Genomic DNA, 16968 nt, shown 5'->3' with positions numbered 1-16968 from the left:
GAAAGGTGCCGCAACTAAAGATGGAAAGCTATATAACGCTGAAGGTAACTGACGTTATCCAGGAAACTGATGAGGCAAAGACATTCATCTTCCGTGAGCAATCGGGAAATGTGATAAATTTTATTCCCGGGCAGTTTCTAACCCTCTGCTTTTTGTTTAATGGCGAGGAGATCCGCCGCAGTTATTCAATTTCAACTTCAATTGCAGAAGAGCCCCATATAGGTATTACAATTAAAAAAACTCTGGAAGGGCACGCTACAAATTATTTTGTGGATAATATTAAGGTAGGCGACACTCTTAAAGCATTTCCGCCCCTTGGACGCTTTGTAGTTGAAGTGTCCCCTGAGAAAAAACATGAGCTCGTTCTTGTAGGAGCCGGAAGCGGCATTTCACCTCTTATGTCCATTCTAAAATCAACGCTCATTACCGAATCAGAAAGCAGGGTTACACTATTCTACGGCAACCGGAATGTTAACTCGATCATATTCAGAAAAGATCTTGAATACCTGGAACGGTTTTATGCCGGAAGGCTTAAGGTCATCCACGTCTTAAGCCAGCCTGATAGTGAATGGCTTGGCCGGAAGGGGAGAATTACAAAGGAGCTCTTCCTCGGGCTTCTGAAGGAACATAACCCATCAAATGAGGCCCACTTTTATATATGCGGTCCCAACGGAATGATAATCAGCGTCCTCAGCGCCCTGGCACAGGAAAATATCGATCCCAAAAGAACACACACCGAGTACTTTTCGGTAAGCATACAGGAAAACGAGGACGTGCCGGATGAGGAGATAAAACCAAGAAAGGTGACAATTATTTTCCAGGGCAAAGAGCACATTATTACCGTAAACCCGGGGGATAGTATTCTGGATGCCGCACTGGAACAGGGACTTGAACTGCCAAATTCCTGCCGCGTGGGGCAGTGCTCAAGCTGCCGAGCAAAGATGATTTCGGGAAAGGTTAACCTGGTAGACCAGACCGCCCTTACAGAAGAAGAGATAAAGCAAAGCTACTGCCTTACCTGCGTGGGGTTCCCGTTAAGCGATGACATCGTAATAGATTACGACGCCACCGCTCCTTTTGACTGATTTTTATTTTTCCGTGCCGGATGCTTTATAAATTATGTCCCCGTCAAAGATTGTCATATCAACTTTAACGTCTTTAATTTTTGCCGGGTCAACCGAGAGAATGTCTTCACTTAAGACCACCAGGTCTGCTAGTTTTCCAGCCTCAATTGAGCCTTTTATATCCTCCTCAAACGATGCATAGGCGTTGTTAATGGTGTAGCACTTAATTGCCTCTTCAACTGAAATCTTTTCTTCCGGAATCCATCCTTCGGGATGCTTTCCGTCAAGAGTGCTTCTTGTAACGGCAGCATAAATTCCCATTATGGGATCCAGGGGAGCTACACTCCAGTCGCTGCCAAAACATACCTTTACGCCATTATTAATGAAAGAACTGAAGGGATAGGTGTTCCTTAGCCTTTCTTTGCCTATTCTTTTCTCAGCCCAGCACCCGTCATCAATTAAGTGATAAGGCTGCACTGAGGCAATAACGTTCATCTCCTTAAAGCGCTTTACGTCCTCGGGCCTTACGTGCTGTGCGTGCTCAATCCTGAAACGCCTGTCCCATTTGGGATTAGCCTTTACAACTTCCTCAAAAATGTCAAGTATAAGGCTGTTTGCCTTGTCGCCTATTGCATGGATTGAGAGCTGAAGGCCTGCCTTGTCCGACTTAAGGGCCCAGCTTTTAAGCCTTCCGTCAGTTACATAGTCCATCGCAAGCCCGGTCGTGGAAGTGTCCTGGGCGTATGGCTCAAAGAAAAGCGCCGTTGAACTTCCAAGAGAGCCGTCGGCAAAAGCCTTCAGAGAGCCGATCTTAAGCTTTTCACTGCCGAAATTATATCTTATTCCTGAACCAATCAGGTTGTCGCAGTCTGCAATCGGAAGCCTGGTATAAATGCGGCAGGTAAGGCTGCCTTCTTTTTCAAACTTCTGGTATGTCTTAAGGTCATTGGAGTAAGTTATATCCTGGACGGAGGTAAACCCGTTTTTCTTTGCTTCATTTAGTGCTGCTTTCAGCGCCCTGTCATACTCTTCTTCTCCCGGTTCCGGAATAACGGCAAACACAAGGCTCATTGCGTTGTCTTTTAATATCCCTGTGGGTTCACCCGTAGCCTTGTCTTTTACAATCAGACCTCCCTCGGGGCTTGGCGTGTCCTTTGTAATTCCGGCTAGCTTTAATGCGTATGAGTTTGCAAGGGCCATATGGCCGTCAAAGCGGCTGACAAGAACGGGTGTATTGGGCGTAAAACTGTCTATCCATTCTTTTACCGGCAGGTCATTTTTCTCCCATGCCTCATGATCCCAGTCGCCGCCTGTAACCCATCTTCCGCCGTTGGTGGAAACGTAATCCTTAAGCATGGTCTTAAACTGATCGGTTGACTTAGCATGCCTTAAATCGACCCCAAGCTTGTAGAAGCCGCCGCTAATAAAATGCACGTGGTTATCAATAAAGCCCGGCAGCATTAGTTTTCCTTTAAGGTCAATTACTTCGGTTTCCGGCGTAATGAAATGCTTTGCCTCTTCTGTAGAACCTGCAAAAAAGATTCTGTTGTTGCGCGTAATTACAGCCTCTGCATAAGGCTGCTTTTCATTAACGGTGTAAACTTTGCCGTTAATGAAGGCTTTTTGCTGCTGTTGTGCTATGTCGGATGTCTGCATGATAATTAGGAATAATAGTGTTAAACAATATAGAAGCTTCATATATATCCCGAACTTGTTGTAAGTTCTGAACATAATGTGCAGCAGTGAAAACTGTGAGCGTCCTTAATTTCAGTGCTGCTCTAGGTCCTGGGTTTCCTTATCCTTCCTGGCCATCAGGACCTCTTTCCTTTTTTCAACCCTTTCTTTAATCGTGGGCATGTATTTATCCATCAGTGCCTGAATTTCATTATCCGTCACATTTATGGCATCCGGGTTTTCAAGCAGATTTTTCCAGGGTTTTCTTTTGCCGAAGCGGTATTCGTCAAAAACAATAATCGGCGTTCCGTAGGCCTCAACTTTCCCTTCATCTGAAAGTATCCACTGTTCGGCCCAGTAGTAAAGCCACTTGGCGTCAGCTTCAAGAAGCCTTACGCATGCGTGGCTTGCAGGATAGCCCGGCATCGAGAACTGGTGCAGGGCAACGCCTTCCCTGTTCTGAAAATTAAAGTAGTAGGGAAGTATCCATGAGCTGTCAATTGTGCTGGTGGTCTTTCTCGATTTCCAGTTTGCGCTGAAAAGCCCTTCGGGCGTAGGTTTGGCTTTCCTTCCCGTGCTCGTGGGGCCCCATTTTACAAGTACGCCGTTTTCATAGGCCGCAAAAGCCTGTATGCGTCTTGATATAAGTAAAAGCTTTGGAACCTCGCGTGCCTGTTCAATTACGTAAGGATAGGGGCAGTAGGATAAAAGATTTGCCAAAGTGTCGGGCACAACAAGCGTATCTGCGCGCCTGATGCTTGCCTCATCCAGGCGGTTTAAGGCAAGTATAAGCTTTGCGCCCTCAGATCCATAAATTGAATCCAGTTTTGAAAGAGGGGCACGTCCTTTTACAAGGTAGGGAACATAATGTATAGCCCTGTCCATTCTGTATCTTAAGACGGTATCCTTCAGTGCTGCATTATCTGTGGCTTGATAGTCGTGTGCGGCTTCTTTGCCTGAGGTTTCTCTATCCTGATCCTCAGGCCTTTCAGAAGTCTTGCTGCCTGCATGGCCTGAATTTTCCAGGCAGTTAAAGTTTATGGCGGCAATAACTAATAGCAGAATTCCACATAAAAAATGGAGTATAACGCGGCTTTTAAGCTTACGAGCTTTCATAAGTTCCCTGGTATTAAAATATAACCTTTAGGCACTCCTGAAAAAAAAAGCGTATGGGTGCTATTCTTTTTCAAAATCTATTAATTACCGAAAAAGACGAGACAAATTAAAAATTAAAAATCAAAAAAGATATAGCACTATTTGGGGAATTTAAAGAATTCCCCTGGCCTTAAAATCCTCAACAAGCTGGCCGTAAGAAGTAAACTGAACCGCATCCCAGCCCATTTTCTTAGCACCCTCCACATATTCTAATACATCGTCAACAAAAATATGTTCCTCCGCGGGTACCTGCGTAAAAGCTTCAACCGCCTTATATATCTCAGGCTCCGGCTTTACAGCTTTAACCTCGTGCGACAAGATAAGCTTGTCAAAATGCTTCAGGAACTCGTATTGTTTATATCCGTACTGCCTGTGTATGTCGTTTGTGTTTGAAAGAAGAACCACCTTGTATTTCTTCTTTAATTCAGGAATAAGAGCGACAACGTCATTGTTCAGCCTGAAAATTTCCGAATAATACCTGCAGAAGGTCTCGCGGTCAAGGCTGCCGTTGCAGCTTTTGAGCATTATTTCTATAAACTCATCGTTTGTCAGTTTCCCGCGTTCAAACTGCCTGTGAATATGATAATTTGCCTTATAATGATCCATGAACTTTTTGCCTAAACCTTCCTCAACTAAATCGAGCCTTTTCATCATTATACTGTAATCGAAAGGAATGAGCACATTGCCGAGATCAAAAACTATAACCGAATATTTCCTGTTTCCCATTAGTTAATGTAATATTTTTGAAAAATTTTATTTCTGCACTTCAAATATACTATCTTTTAAGTTATTATTTACTTTTAATGAAGTTACCTGCATTTCCATCTGCTGGCTTCCCAGGGTCTGCTTAAGGCGGAATGGGTACTTTACCCCTTCAACGTCCCTGTAGTCGCTGAAATCTACGGTCTGCGTCGCCTGTCCCATGGGTGCCTGAATTGGTTTTATCTGCCTTAGCTTAAGTCCTGAGGTGACGTCATAATATTCGGTCCACTTTTTCCCCGTGCCTGCCTGGAGCTCAATCCTGTAGGCGTCTTTCCCCTCAACTTTTTCAATTCCTGAGAGCTTTGAAGTAATGCCGTATTTCCCGGGATTTAATAGAAGGTTAAGCGTTGCTTCCTGCCTTAAGTCGTCCAGGTTTTGTCCCGTGATCTCTTTTTTCCCGGCAGGAGTTACGCTAAAACCTTTTTTCCCATCAAAAATAATTGACTGCGTCATGCTGCCGGCCTTTATCTCCTGAAGGAGCTTATCGGGCTGCTTCTGGTAAATTGTAATGTTGACTTCAACGCCCTGGACTTTGCCGGTCATTTCAGTCGTTCTGTCCTGTACCTTAAGGAGATTATCTTTTCCCCCTATCTGTGCTATGTAGTTATCCAGCACCGTGCGGGCAGAAACTCCTTCAGGAAGCTTTTTAGCCGTTGTATCCAGCTCCTGTGCGTAAACGTCGTATGAAGTAACCTTACCCGAAGGGCTGAACCTTTTCAGCTTGCCTGCAATCTCCTGGGCGTTACCCACTGCAATGATATATGCATTTTCAGGGTGTATGTACTTATTCGACATATCGAATACATCCTGTGCTGAGACCGCCTGCACATTCTTGAGATAGTTTTTATAGTAATCCCTGGGGAGGTTGTATTTTGCAATATTAATTGCAAAGCTGGCAATAGTTGAGGGCTTTTCAAGCGCAATTGCAAAATTACCGCTTAAATAGTTCTTTGCTGTCTGAAGCTCTTTTTCATCGGGCTTTTCCTGCCTCATTTTTCTCATTTCATTTAGTATTTCGTAAACGGCGCTGTCTGTTACGGCGCTTTTTACTTCGGTATAGGCCGTGAAATTTCCGGCCAGCTTGTCACTTGAGAGCCTGGAATAGGCGCCGTAAGTATATGCATGAGCCTCCCTCAGGTTCTTAAAAAGCCTGAACTCACCTCCGCCTAAAATTGTATTTGCCAGCCCCGCCTTTATGGCATCGGGGCCGCCTACTTTCAGATCGATTGGGTATCCTATTCTTATTGTTGACTGCACGGAGTTCGGGCGGTCTGAAACTGCAACAACGTTATTTGAAGGAGCTTTCGGCACCGGATAGGTAAAATGTTTTACTTCACCTTTCTGCCACTGGCCGAAGTATTTTTCTATAACGGGCTCAATTTCTTTTTTTGTCACATCACCCACAACTGCAAGATAGGCTATGTTAGGCTTAAAGAAAGAATTATAATAATTCCTGCACATCTGAAGCGTTACTTTTCCTACGGATTCTTCAGTCTCAAATTCTGAATAAGGGTGATCTTTCCCGTAATAGAGCTTCTGTTCAATGCGCCCTGCAATTGTCTCCGGCTCATCCTTTGATGAGGCAAGTTCGGAAAGCGCCTGTTTTTTTATTTTATCCAGCTCCTCCTGCTTAAACAAGGGATTTATAACTATGTCCGACATAATATCCAGGAGCTGGTTCATGTGGCTTGTAAGCGTTGAGGCTGAAACACCGGTGGACGAAGTTGAAAGTGAGGCCCCGATGAAATCTATCGCCTCGTCTATCTCGTCTTTAGTCTTTGTTTTCGTCCCTGTTCTTAATAGGTCCCCTGCCATGGCAACGTATCCTGCGCTGTCGCCTTCAAGTATAGGATCGCGGTCAACTACAAGAGAGAAGGATACAACGGGAAGCTTGTGGTTTTCCACGACAAAAACCTTAAGCCCGTTTTTAAGCTCAAAGCTCTCATAATCCGAAAGCTTTATCTCAGGCGCGGGTCCCGGAGGGGGCGATGTGCGCCTGTCAAGCTGCGGAAAAAGGGGAGACGATGTTAAGAAAAGTAAAAGGAATACAACTGATGCTTTTTTCATTTTATTTTCCCTCCCCATTTGATTCTAACGGCTTCGGCAGGTAATAAAGCAGCGTCTCATTGTTTTTCGTCAGGTACTTATCTGCCACTCTTTTTATGTCTTCACGTGTTACTTTCATATAGCGCTCGAGTTCTGTATTTATGAGGTCTGTGTTCCCTTTGTAGAACAGGTAATAGTCTGCAAGGCTCGTTGCAATTCCAAGGTCCGTGTTCTTACTCTTTACAAAATCGTCTTCAACCTGATTCCTAAGCTTCTGGAACTCATGCTCACTTATCAGCTCATTCTGGACCTTCGTTATTTCCCTGTCAATCGAGCTGTCCAGGTCCTTAACGTTTACATTCATATTTGAAATGGAATAAACTAAGAACAATCCCGGGTCCTCAAGTGAAAAGGGGAATGAGCCGGTATAAAGCGCCTTCTGCTCTTTGTCCACAAGCTCTTTATAGAAACGTGAACTCTGTCCCGAGGAAAGGAGCGTTGTAAGCATGTCTATTGCATAGTAGTCGTCTGTTCCCTGTGCCGGAATGTGGAAGGCCTTCACAACTGCCGGGAGCTGTATGTTGTCATAAACCGTATCAGCCGCCTCTTTTTTCTGCTCCGGTTCCACTGCACTGGGGCGGTAAATGGGTTTTGTCCCTTTTGGTATCTCTGCAAAATATTTCTTTACCAGGTCTTTCATTTTATCAATGCTGAAGTCCCCTGCAATAGACAAGACTGCATTGTTCGGCACATAGAACGTTTTATAAAAATCCCTGAATTCGGCCAGAGTCGCCTGATCGATATACTGAACCGATCCTATTGGCACCCATTTGTAAGGGTGAACCTTATATGCATGGGCAAATGTCTGTTCCATAATGGATCCGTAGGGACGGTTTTCAAGGCGCTCTTTTCTTTCCTCCTTAACAACGCCTCTTTGCGTTTCAACTCCCGTGCTGTCAATCTTAAGGTGCAGCATCCGTTCCGATTCCAGCCACAGGCCCAGCTCAATCTGGTTTGAAGGGAGCACCTCGTGATAAACCGTCTGGTCAAATGACGTGTATGCGTTTGCGTCCCCGCCGGCGTTCTGAATGTACTGGAAGTATTCGCCCCGCTTTATGTTATCTGAGCCCTCAAACATCAGATGCTCAAAAAAATGCGCAAAGCCCGTGCGGTCGGGCTTCTCATTTTTTGAACCGACGTGATATGTGACGGTTATTGCAACTATCGGTGTCGTGTTATCCTGGTGCAGTATTACGTGCAGGCCGTTATCAAGGTCATACTCCGTAAAATCTATTTTTACTTCCTGTGCCTGTAAAAATGCCGAACAGGAGATAAAAAGCACCGCAATTATGACCAGCCTCTTTATCATATTCCCTCTTTTATTCTGTTAATGAAAAACAAAAAGCTTAAAACTGACTTAATTTAATATACTACATAACTTCCGAAATATTATCCACATCTATAATTTTGGATTTTAAATACGATAATACTGCATAGTTCCCGGAATTTTACAAATGTCTCCTGGAAGCAGTTTTTTATGAAAACTGTTTTTGAAATAAAAGGAGTTCTTTATATTTGTGCAATTGTAATTTGTCTTTTACTTTAATTTGAAGCTGGTGAAATGGATAATATAAATTTTCAAACCGCTGACAGGGCATCCAAAAGAATTCAGACTGAAAAGCTCCTGGGCAATATTAAAAACCTGCCGCTCATTCCTAAAATGATGTTTGAAGTTACAAAGTTCCTGCAGTCGCCTGCGCCAACAACCAGCGGCCTGGCAAGGCTTATAGGTAAGGACCAGGGGCTGACAGCCAAGATACTCTCAGTGGCAAATTCTCCACTCTACGGGCTTCAGAGAAAAGTTACCTCACTGGAATTCGCAATTATTGTGCTCGGTTATAAGGAAATTCAGGATATCGTCTCAGCTCTTTCACTGGCTGAATCCATTAGATCCTCCACAGACAAGTGTTTTAACCACGAGGAGTTCTGGCTCCATTCTATGGTGGTAGGTTCTGCCGCCAAGGGAATTTCACAGAACCTCGGGCATATGGATCTTGGAAGCGACGCCTTTGTTGCCGGAATGCTGCATGAGCTTGGAATACAGCTTATGCACAAGTACATGCACGCTCAGTTTGAAGAGATATTCCGAAGGGTTTCTACTGAAGGGGAGTCATTTCACACAGCAGAGCTCGATACGCTCGGCCTGACACACCAGGATATGGGAAAATTCCTGGCTGAAAAGTGGAACCTGCCCGTTGTCCTGTGCGAAACACTTAATCACCACCATTCTCCCGGCGAAATAGGCTCAAGAAGCGTCCTTGCATCCGTTGTGCACCTGGCTGACTATATGACACAAAAGCTCCAGATCGCAAACGTTTACTGGGATAAGGATATGGAGCTTGACCCGGCCATAATTGACACTCTTCAGCTGGGATCAATGGAAAACCTTGAGAAATTCATTCTGGAGTACAAGGACCTCTTCGTTGAAACCGTCTTTACAATAAGAATGTAGCTCTAGAAAAACACAAAATGAATTCCTGCACGGAAAACTACTCCCGAGGAGTTCAGCGTTGAAAAGTAGTTGTAGCCTTCATCTTTTTCAAAATTTGCCGAATTCTGCATTATTTCGAATATGAGGTCCGCATTCTTATTCAGATTATACATTATTCCGCCTCCTAGCTGCCAGACGCCTCCGTAATATGTAAGCGTGCTTTCATCAGGCTTTTCCGAATAGCTGCTGTACATACCGTATGAAATATGCGTTACTCCGTAACCTAAACCTGCAACAACATACGGAAACAACTTGCTGTCCTGAAGGGGAAATTCAACCCTTACTTTACCTGTAAGAGGAAGATGCCACGCCGTCCACTCGTTCATCCTCTGGCCCGAGCCGATCTTTACACCCAGCTTCTCACTGGTTGATAAGTAACTCTCATTTGTAATGTCTTTATAATATAAATCGGCCCCTAAGAGGAACGTTACATGCTCGTTGACAATGATTCCGTAATCCATGCCGTACATCACGCCTGTCTTCAGGTCATAGGGCGTATATACACCCAGCTTAAATGAGAAGCTCTTCAGCTGTGCAAACGATAGTACAGGCAGAAATAATAAAAAAAACAAGATCTTATATCGCATCGAACTGCTCCTTTGGTTTACAGGAAGAAGAAAAGCCAAGGATTATGCCAGAAAATTTTTGCGGATTTTGGGGCTTTTCGGGAACTATTTGCCCCCGGTTGTAGTCTTTAGGATACATGATCGTATATCTTTTAATACTAATTGATTAAATTTGTTCCGCTAAGAATATTTGCCCGGAACTATTAATAACCATAAGGAGACAATAAGGGTGCGGAATTTAACAAAAATACTGAATCTTGGTACTCTTTTAATTTTAGGACTGATAATGAGTGCACCAAACGTACACGCGGAAAGCGGCAGTAAACCTTCCAGCTCGAAGGGCCTGGATCTTTCAACAATAGATAAAAAGACCAGCCCGGCAGTGGATTTTTACCAGTATGCAGTGGGTGAATGGATAAAAAATAACCCCATACCCGATGCCTACGGCCGCTGGGGCAGCTTTGAAGTGCTGGCCGAAAGTAACTTTAAGATTTTGAAAAAAATCCTCGAATCCTCTGCGGCCGATAAAAAGGCTCCTCAGGGATCCCTGAAACAGAAAATAGGGGACTTCTACAGCGCAGGTATGGATACCGTAAAAATTGAAAAAGAGGGAACTGAAGCCCTTCAGCCTTACCTGAGGGAAATTGATGCCGTAAGTGACCTCAAAGGCCTCAATGAGGAAATTGCAAAACTCCACTCCTACGGCGTTTCTGCCCTGTTCGATTTCTATGCCGGCGCTGACGCCAAGAACAGCAGCATGGTTATCGCACAGCTGGGACAGTCGGGACTGGGGCTCCCCGACCGCGACTATTACCTCAAGGACGACAGCCGCTCTAAGGAAATAAGGGCTAAATACCCGGAACATATTCAGAAGATGTTCTCCCTTTTAGGCTACAGCCAGGAAGATGCCAAAAAGGCAGCCGAAGCTGTAATGAATATTGAAACTGAGCTTGCCAGGGTTTCAATGGACAGGGTCGAAATGAGAGACCCGAATAAAACATACAATAAAGTTTCAGTTACAGGACTCATCGATATGTCCCCCGAAATTAACTGGAGCCTTTATTTTAAGACACTGGGCTGGAATAAGCCTGAAGACATGAACGTGGCGCAGCCTGAATTCTTCAAAGGCCTTAGCCGGATTGTAAAGGAACATTCTGTAAACGACTGGAAAACTTACCTCAAATGGCACCTTATAAGCCATGCCGCAGGATACCTCAATAACAGTTTTGTTGAAGAAAGCTTCGACTTTGACGGCAAATTCTTAAACGGCCTGAAGGCTATGCAGCCAAGGTGGAAAAGAGTAATGCTGGCAATTGACGGCTATTTTGGCGAGGCTTTAGGACAGCTTTATGTTAAGGAAACCTTCTCACCAAAGGCAAAAGAGCGCGCAACAAAGATCGTCCGCACACTCCTGGATGCCATGGGCGAAAGAATTAAGAATGTGGACTGGATGAGCAGTGAGACAAAAGAGCAGGCATTGAAAAAACTTGCCGCATTCAGCGTTAAGATCGGATACCCTGATAAATGGAAGGATTATTCAAATCTCGAAATAAAGAGGGATTCTTACCTTAAAAATGTCATCCGCGCCTCACAATTTGAACTGCAAAGGCAGCTTGCAAAGATCGGTAAACCGGTCGATAGAACCGAGTGGGAAATGACGCCTCAGACCGTCAACGCCTACTATAACCCTCTTATGAATGAGATCGTATTTCCGGCTGCAATCCTCCAGCCCCCGTTCTACGACGTCAATGCCGATGACGCTGTAAACTACGGCGCTATGGGTGTTGTAATAGGACACGAAGTAACTCACGGCTTTGATGACGAAGGTCGCCAGTTTGACGCCCAGGGCAATATTAAGGAATGGTGGACAAAAGAAGACGGGACTAAATTTAACGACAGGGCAAAGCTTATCGTAGACCAATTCAATAGCTATTTCCCTGTAGATTCCATGCACATTAACGGCGCCCTCACGCAGGGCGAAAATATTGCGGACCTTGGCGGACTTAATGTGGCCTTTACTGCTTTCAAGAAAACCAGTGAATTTAAGATCGGTAAGTCAATTGGCGGCTTTACACCCACCCAGCGCTTCTTCCTTTCCTATGCACAGGTCTGGAAAAATTCAATACGCAGGGAGTCTTTAATGAACCGCATTAAAACAGATCCCCACTCACCGGGGCAGTACAGGGTTATCGGACCTTTAAGCAACATCCCTGAATTCCTGGAAGCATTTAAGGTTAAACCGGGCGATCCGATGTACAGGCCTGAAAATGTAAGGGTGAAAATCTGGTAAGCTTAACTATTGTTTTTCTAAAAGCGGCCTAAAGGCCGCTTTTTTTTTGCCTTTTATAAGTATGGATTATGTTAAATAATAGATTATTACCTGTTCCCTTGCTGCTTTTATGCTAAGTAAACTGGGCTGAAACTATTGATTTCGCTCCTGTAAAATGTTATTTTGGTTTTGTAAGCAAGAATTATTTTTCCAAATCGCTTTTCGGGGTAGTTTTAGTTTCATTTTTCCGGAGGGATGCCCCACATGTAGAAAAGATGTTTATGCAGCACTTTTATTGCTGCCCGGGGTTAGTAATTGCCGCCATGTAAAGACACAGCTGCAGGAAACTGAGTACGGTTTATAATCGGGTAAGTGTCCTCTCCGCAAGAACTCTTTTTAAGGCTGAAATATATCTTTTCCAGGACTTCAGCCGGCTCATTTTTGAAGATTCAATTTATTATTGATTTTTCTGTTTCCGGAATTTATCTTGCTGATACCAAATGCTTTTTTTTGATTTTGTACTTTTTTTAATCACTAATAATTAGCGTGAGGGTTTATCTGCTTTCCGCATTAATTAACCATTAACCAATAAAAAAGAGAAGGCTATGATGAAGAAAGTTCTATTCGTTTTAAATATCCTATTCATTTTCTCAATTTCCGCCTATGCACAGCAGGATACAACAAAAGCAGGACAGCAGAGCATGGATCCTCAGGCGGCAAAGTACTACAACAAAGCGGTTGAGAATATGAAAGCCGGCAATTACCCGGAGGCAATTACCAGCCTGGACTCCAGCCTTCAGGTTGCCAAGGACTATCGTACATACTTCCTGAAAGGTCAGGCTTTATTGAAATCCGGTAACCTCCAGGATGCCAGAACTAATTTCCTTTCCAGTATCGCTATTGACAGTACATACGAACAGTCACTTTATGCCCTGGCAAATGCGGACCTGGCCCTTAAGAACTACGACGAGGCAATTTATTACTACAAAAAAGTTGCCGCCACGACCAGCACCCCAAAAATGAAGTCCGATGCCGAATCTGGAATTGCCTTTGCGCAGCAGAACCAGGCAATTGAATTCTATAACAAGGGAAATGAACTCCAGAAGGCAAATAAGTTCGATGAAGCTGTTAAAAGCTACGACCAGGCTCTCGCAATCGATCCTAAAGACTACAAAAGCTACTATCAGAAGGGTATAGCCCTGTCGAGACAGGATAAAAACGACGATGCAATTAAAGCCTTCAACCAGGCATTGGCTGTAAACGATTCATTAGCCCCGGCCTACATTGCACTCGGCGGAATCATGACATCAAAAAAGGATTATGAAGGCGCCCTTAAGAATTATGAAAAGGCTCTTACTGTTACTAACAACGAAAATCTTAAAACCGGTATTCAGGAAGGTATTACAAGAACTTACCTCGTACTCGGCAACCAGTATATAAAAGACAGGAAGTACGACAAGGCAATTGAAACATTCAAAAAAGCTGCCGATGCCACAAATTCCGATCAGGCTTACCTCGGCCTTGCAAAAGCATATATCGATAGGAAACAGTACAATGATGCACTGACAGCTCTTCAGAATGCCGACAAGAATAAAAAGACTGTTACCGCCGGAGCAATATCTTTCTATACAGGCGTTGTTAACTACGAAAAGGGCGAAAAGGCAAAGGCTCTTGACAGCTTTAAGGCTGCCTCACAGGACGCAACATACAAAAAGGCCAGCCAGTCTTATATTACCCGTATTAACGCTGAAAAAGGTCAGGCCCCGGCTAAAAAGTAAAATATAAGGCTTTCTACTGAACATTAACAAAGAACCCTCTGAAAATGAGGGTTTTTTGTTACCCCATATTTCCCTCCAAAATGGAACAATATCTCCTTCTTCCGGTATAATACCGAAATTATGCCCTTAATATTCCCCAAATTGCCTCGTTAAAAGGGGCAGAATAATTAAGTTATTTTATTATATTTGTGCTGATGCTTATTTTAGTTCTGTGCATGTTTTAATTTCTATGGGCAGCTGGTTATCCAGAGTATTGTTACCGCATTCATACGGGATACCCTGGCTGATCTGCTCCTTCAGAATTGATTCCCCTACAGATTGATTATTGTTTAATTAAAAAGGATGCAAAATGCTTTATAATTCATTGCTGGATCTCTTATCAAAGGGTGGTTATACTGTATTAGTATTAGTGCTCTGCTCTGTTTTATCATTGAAAGTCGTAATTGAAAAGGCCGTCCTCTTAAAGGGAATTACAGATAAGGTTATTGAAGACTTTAAGGCCAAGATCAACGCAAGCCTTCAGGCGGGCGACAAAAAGGAAGCCCTGTTCTACTGCAAGGCTTACAGCTGGAACTGGCTGTTCTTTAACATTAAAACCCCTCTGGCTCCGGTATATAAGTACATTCTTGAACATACCTCTATGCCCGAAGAAATCCTGCTTGAACGCTCTTTTGCCAAACTGGATAAGGAAATAATTAAGGCTGAAAAAGGCCTGGGCATACTCGCAACGCTCGGCAGTATTTCTCCTTTTATCGGTCTGTTCGGTACCGTAATCGGTATCATCAGGTCATTTGAGGCTCTGGCATTAAATGAAGCTTCAGGATACCTGAACGTTATGGCAGGTATTGCAGAAGCACTTGTATCAACAGCGGCAGGTCTATTGGTTGCTGTACCTGCAGTCATGTTCTATAACTACTTCATGAGAAAAATTAAATCCAGCATGCCTACTTTTGAAGAAGCAGTACACGACCTGGTTTATGCTCTCAGGAAAAATGAAAGGGAAGTGAAGAATGCGTCGCTACAAGATAGATGAAAAAGAATTTAATGAAATTAATATAACTCCTTTTACAGACGTCGTTCTGGTACTCCTGCTCATATTTATGATCACGAGCCCCTTCCTTGTAACAGGCGCCTTAAAGGTGAAGCTTCCTGATGCCGTAACAAGTGAATCCACGGGCGAAAAAAGCATGGAGGTTTACTTAAACGACAGGAACGAGATCTACTTCAACAACAAGATGGTCTCCTTGGGAGAGCTTAAGATTGCGGCCGAAACCTCATTTCTCAATATGAGCAATAAAGAGGTTGTAATTAAGGCCGATAAAAATTCACTCCACGGATATTTCGTTCAGGTAATGGACGTCTTGAAAAGGGCGGGAGCAACCAAGTTCCTTATAGCCACATCTAAAAAAGAAGAATAAAATTATCCTAAAAAATAAAAATGCCGCCCGTAATTATTTACAGGCGGCATTTTTTTTTATCCCTGAATTGCCACTGCCTGACTAGCCCCGGCCTGACTAGCCCCGACCTGAATAGCCCTACGGTGACCCCAGTTTCTGGAGATTTTTTAATCTCCATCCGATCATAATTTTATTAAACTTATCAAGACCGGTATACATGGTAATAGGGCCAGCCGGTCTTTCTGATTTTGTACCCTTCCAGCCTCCCATTCTTCCTATGATCCAGGAGACCCATGGGATTGTGCGCTTTATGTAGGGATTCTTCTGGCTTTCTATATGTCCTTCATATTCTTTGTTCAGGACTTCAAGACAATCAAGTTCATCTTTATCGAATGTATTCTCTGCCTTCTGCTGACTCTTGCCACCTCGGGCCAGGATGAGAAGCATTACCTTCATTGCCGAATCGAGTGCCGAGAGTGCAAGTTTCCTCAAAGCTTCTCCTGTCCCGAGCAGGCTGTCCTCACAGTCGAACCCCTTTTTCTTTAATGTGCGGAATAACTGTTCAATGTACCATCTTTTCGTATACCATTCTACTATCTGCATGGCCTTAGAGAAATCTTCAATACTGTGTGTTGTCATAATCCTCCAGAGGACCCTGTGGCCTGCCTCAGGCACTGAGTCATCAGTCTCCCTTGCCTCTATTGCCCGGAGCTTTATTTTGTCCGGATAGCCTCTTCTGTATAAAGCTGCAATGTTGGGCCTTATTATGGTTACCTCTGCAAATCTCAGCTCTATTCTTGCCTGCCTTTTAACCTCCTGATGATATATCAGGTCATTAACGGTAATAGTATATTCACCACTAAGGCTTTGCCCGGAGAGATAGCCAAAGAGTCCTTCGTCGGATTCTTCTATCCACCTGTCATGATTTGAACGACTTATTACGTGAGTCTTTTCATCCGGCACAGTGGCCCAGTATTCATAAAACTCACTCTCACGGTCTGCTATAAATGTCACCATGGAGGCCCTGGAGAACACACTCTTGCTTCTTTCTGCCGAGAGGATCCACTTGTATGTCTCTTTATCCTCTATGTCCCTCTGGGCTCTTTTCTTCCTCTTCGTCTTTCTTTCATCATCCGTACCTGTCTTTATCCACCTGTATATGTAAGAAAACCCAAGAAGGTTTTCATCTTCTGCTCTTATGGCAAGGACGGGGTGCAGGTAAAACCCTATGCTCATGTTTCCTGTGGGTCCTAAGCCCGTCTGAGCTTTTATTCTTCCTGAATACTGCCGGTAGCACATTACCGACGTATCATGAATGGCCAGTATATGGCTGCCCTCAGTTACTCTTTCTTTGCATTCATCCGAGAACTGCCTTACTATTTTATCTTCTGTAAACTTAGGGCTTGCCAAAAGCCTGTAGAACTGCCTCTGCTCACTCCTACTTTTACTGATCTTCCTGATGCTGATGCTTTCATTTTCCTTTATTCTATCCAGCAATAGATCAAAATGCTCACCTATACGCCTGTCCCTGTAATACTGATGTTCCATGTCAAGCCCCCTTATCATACCTTTATTTCAATATATGATTTCAGGGCACTATTTCATCTACAAAAACTAGGGTCACCGTAGGACCTGAATAGCCCCCGACCTGAATAGCCCCCGACCTGAATAGCCCCCGACCTGAATAGCCCCCGACCTGAATAGCC

At 43.9% G+C, this 16968-nt stretch carries 13 protein-coding genes; 6 read left to right on the top strand and 7 right to left on the bottom strand.

Going from position 1 to position 16968, the window contains the following annotated elements:
• Nucleotides 1–20: 20 nt before the first annotated feature.
• On the top strand, nt 21–1085 hold the full coding sequence (locus tag HF312_18015) for a ferredoxin--NADP reductase (protein ID MCU7522117.1): 1065 nt from the start codon (nt 21–23) through the stop codon (nt 1083–1085).
• A 3-nt stretch (nt 1086–1088) separates the two neighbouring features.
• On the opposite strand, the gene HF312_18010 is transcribed toward HF312_18015, so the two are convergent.
• The 5 genes from HF312_18010 to HF312_17990 form a co-directional block, all read right to left on the bottom strand.
• Entirely contained in the window at nt 1089–2762 is a 1674-nt protein-coding gene (locus HF312_18010) for an amidohydrolase (GenBank protein ID MCU7522116.1), read from the bottom strand.
• A gap of 69 nt (nt 2763–2831) precedes the next feature.
• Entirely contained in the window at nt 2832–3854 is a 1023-nt protein-coding gene (locus HF312_18005; protein ID MCU7522115.1) for a L,D-transpeptidase, read from the bottom strand.
• A gap of 150 nt (nt 3855–4004) precedes the next feature.
• A complete protein-coding gene (locus HF312_18000; protein MCU7522114.1) occupies nt 4005–4619 on the bottom strand; it encodes an HAD family phosphatase in 615 nt (204 codons plus the stop codon).
• 27 nt (nt 4620–4646) lie between these two features.
• Complete coding sequence (locus HF312_17995; GenBank protein ID MCU7522113.1) at nt 4647–6722, bottom strand: insulinase family protein; 2076 nt, start codon at nt 6720–6722, stop codon at nt 4647–4649.
• A gap of 1 nt (nt 6723) precedes the next feature.
• The gene (locus HF312_17990) at nt 6724–8070 is read right to left on the bottom strand and encodes an insulinase family protein (GenBank protein MCU7522112.1); all 1347 of its coding nucleotides are present in this window, start codon (nt 8068–8070) and stop codon (nt 6724–6726) included.
• A gap of 252 nt (nt 8071–8322) precedes the next feature.
• Here HF312_17990 and HF312_17985 point away from each other — a divergent pair, with 252 nt between their 5' ends.
• Entirely contained in the window at nt 8323–9213 is an 891-nt protein-coding gene (locus HF312_17985; protein MCU7522111.1) for an HDOD domain-containing protein, read from the top strand.
• A gap of 2 nt (nt 9214–9215) precedes the next feature.
• Here the strand turns inward: HF312_17985 and HF312_17980 are convergent, their stop codons facing one another.
• A complete protein-coding gene (locus tag HF312_17980; protein MCU7522110.1) occupies nt 9216–9839 on the bottom strand; it encodes an outer membrane beta-barrel protein in 624 nt (207 codons plus the stop codon).
• Between the two features lie 265 nt (nt 9840–10104).
• Here HF312_17980 and HF312_17975 point away from each other — a divergent pair, with 265 nt between their 5' ends.
• The 4 genes from HF312_17975 to HF312_17960 all read left to right on the top strand — a co-directional run bounded on the left by HF312_17975 (nt 10105) and on the right by HF312_17960 (nt 15283).
• Entirely contained in the window at nt 10105–12108 is a 2004-nt protein-coding gene (locus HF312_17975) for a M13 family metallopeptidase (protein MCU7522109.1), read from the top strand.
• 584 nt (nt 12109–12692) lie between these two features.
• Nucleotides 12693–13865: a tetratricopeptide repeat protein gene (locus HF312_17970; protein ID MCU7522108.1), complete on the top strand. Its 1173-nt coding sequence runs from the start codon at nt 12693–12695 to the stop codon at nt 13863–13865.
• Nucleotides 13866–14214: 349 nt separating this feature from the next.
• Entirely contained in the window at nt 14215–14898 is a 684-nt protein-coding gene (locus tag HF312_17965) for a MotA/TolQ/ExbB proton channel family protein (GenBank protein ID MCU7522107.1), read from the top strand.
• Nucleotides 14876–15283 (top strand): biopolymer transporter ExbD, encoded by a 408-nt coding sequence (locus HF312_17960; GenBank protein MCU7522106.1) that lies wholly within the window; start codon nt 14876–14878, stop codon nt 15281–15283. Before HF312_17965 ends, HF312_17960 begins: the two co-directional genes overlap by 23 nt.
• Nucleotides 15284–15400: 117 nt before the next feature.
• On the opposite strand, the gene HF312_17955 is transcribed toward HF312_17960, so the two are convergent.
• Nucleotides 15401–16810: an IS4 family transposase gene (locus HF312_17955; GenBank protein ID MCU7522105.1), complete on the bottom strand. Its 1410-nt coding sequence runs from the start codon at nt 16808–16810 to the stop codon at nt 15401–15403.
• Nucleotides 16811–16968 lie beyond the last annotated feature (158 nt).

The organism is Ignavibacteria bacterium (genome assembly GCA_025612375.1).
In the GTDB taxonomy this organism is placed as follows: domain Bacteria; phylum Bacteroidota; class Ignavibacteria; order Ignavibacteriales; family SURF-24; genus JAAXKN01.
This window is presented reverse-complemented; position numbering and strand designations above follow the sequence as displayed.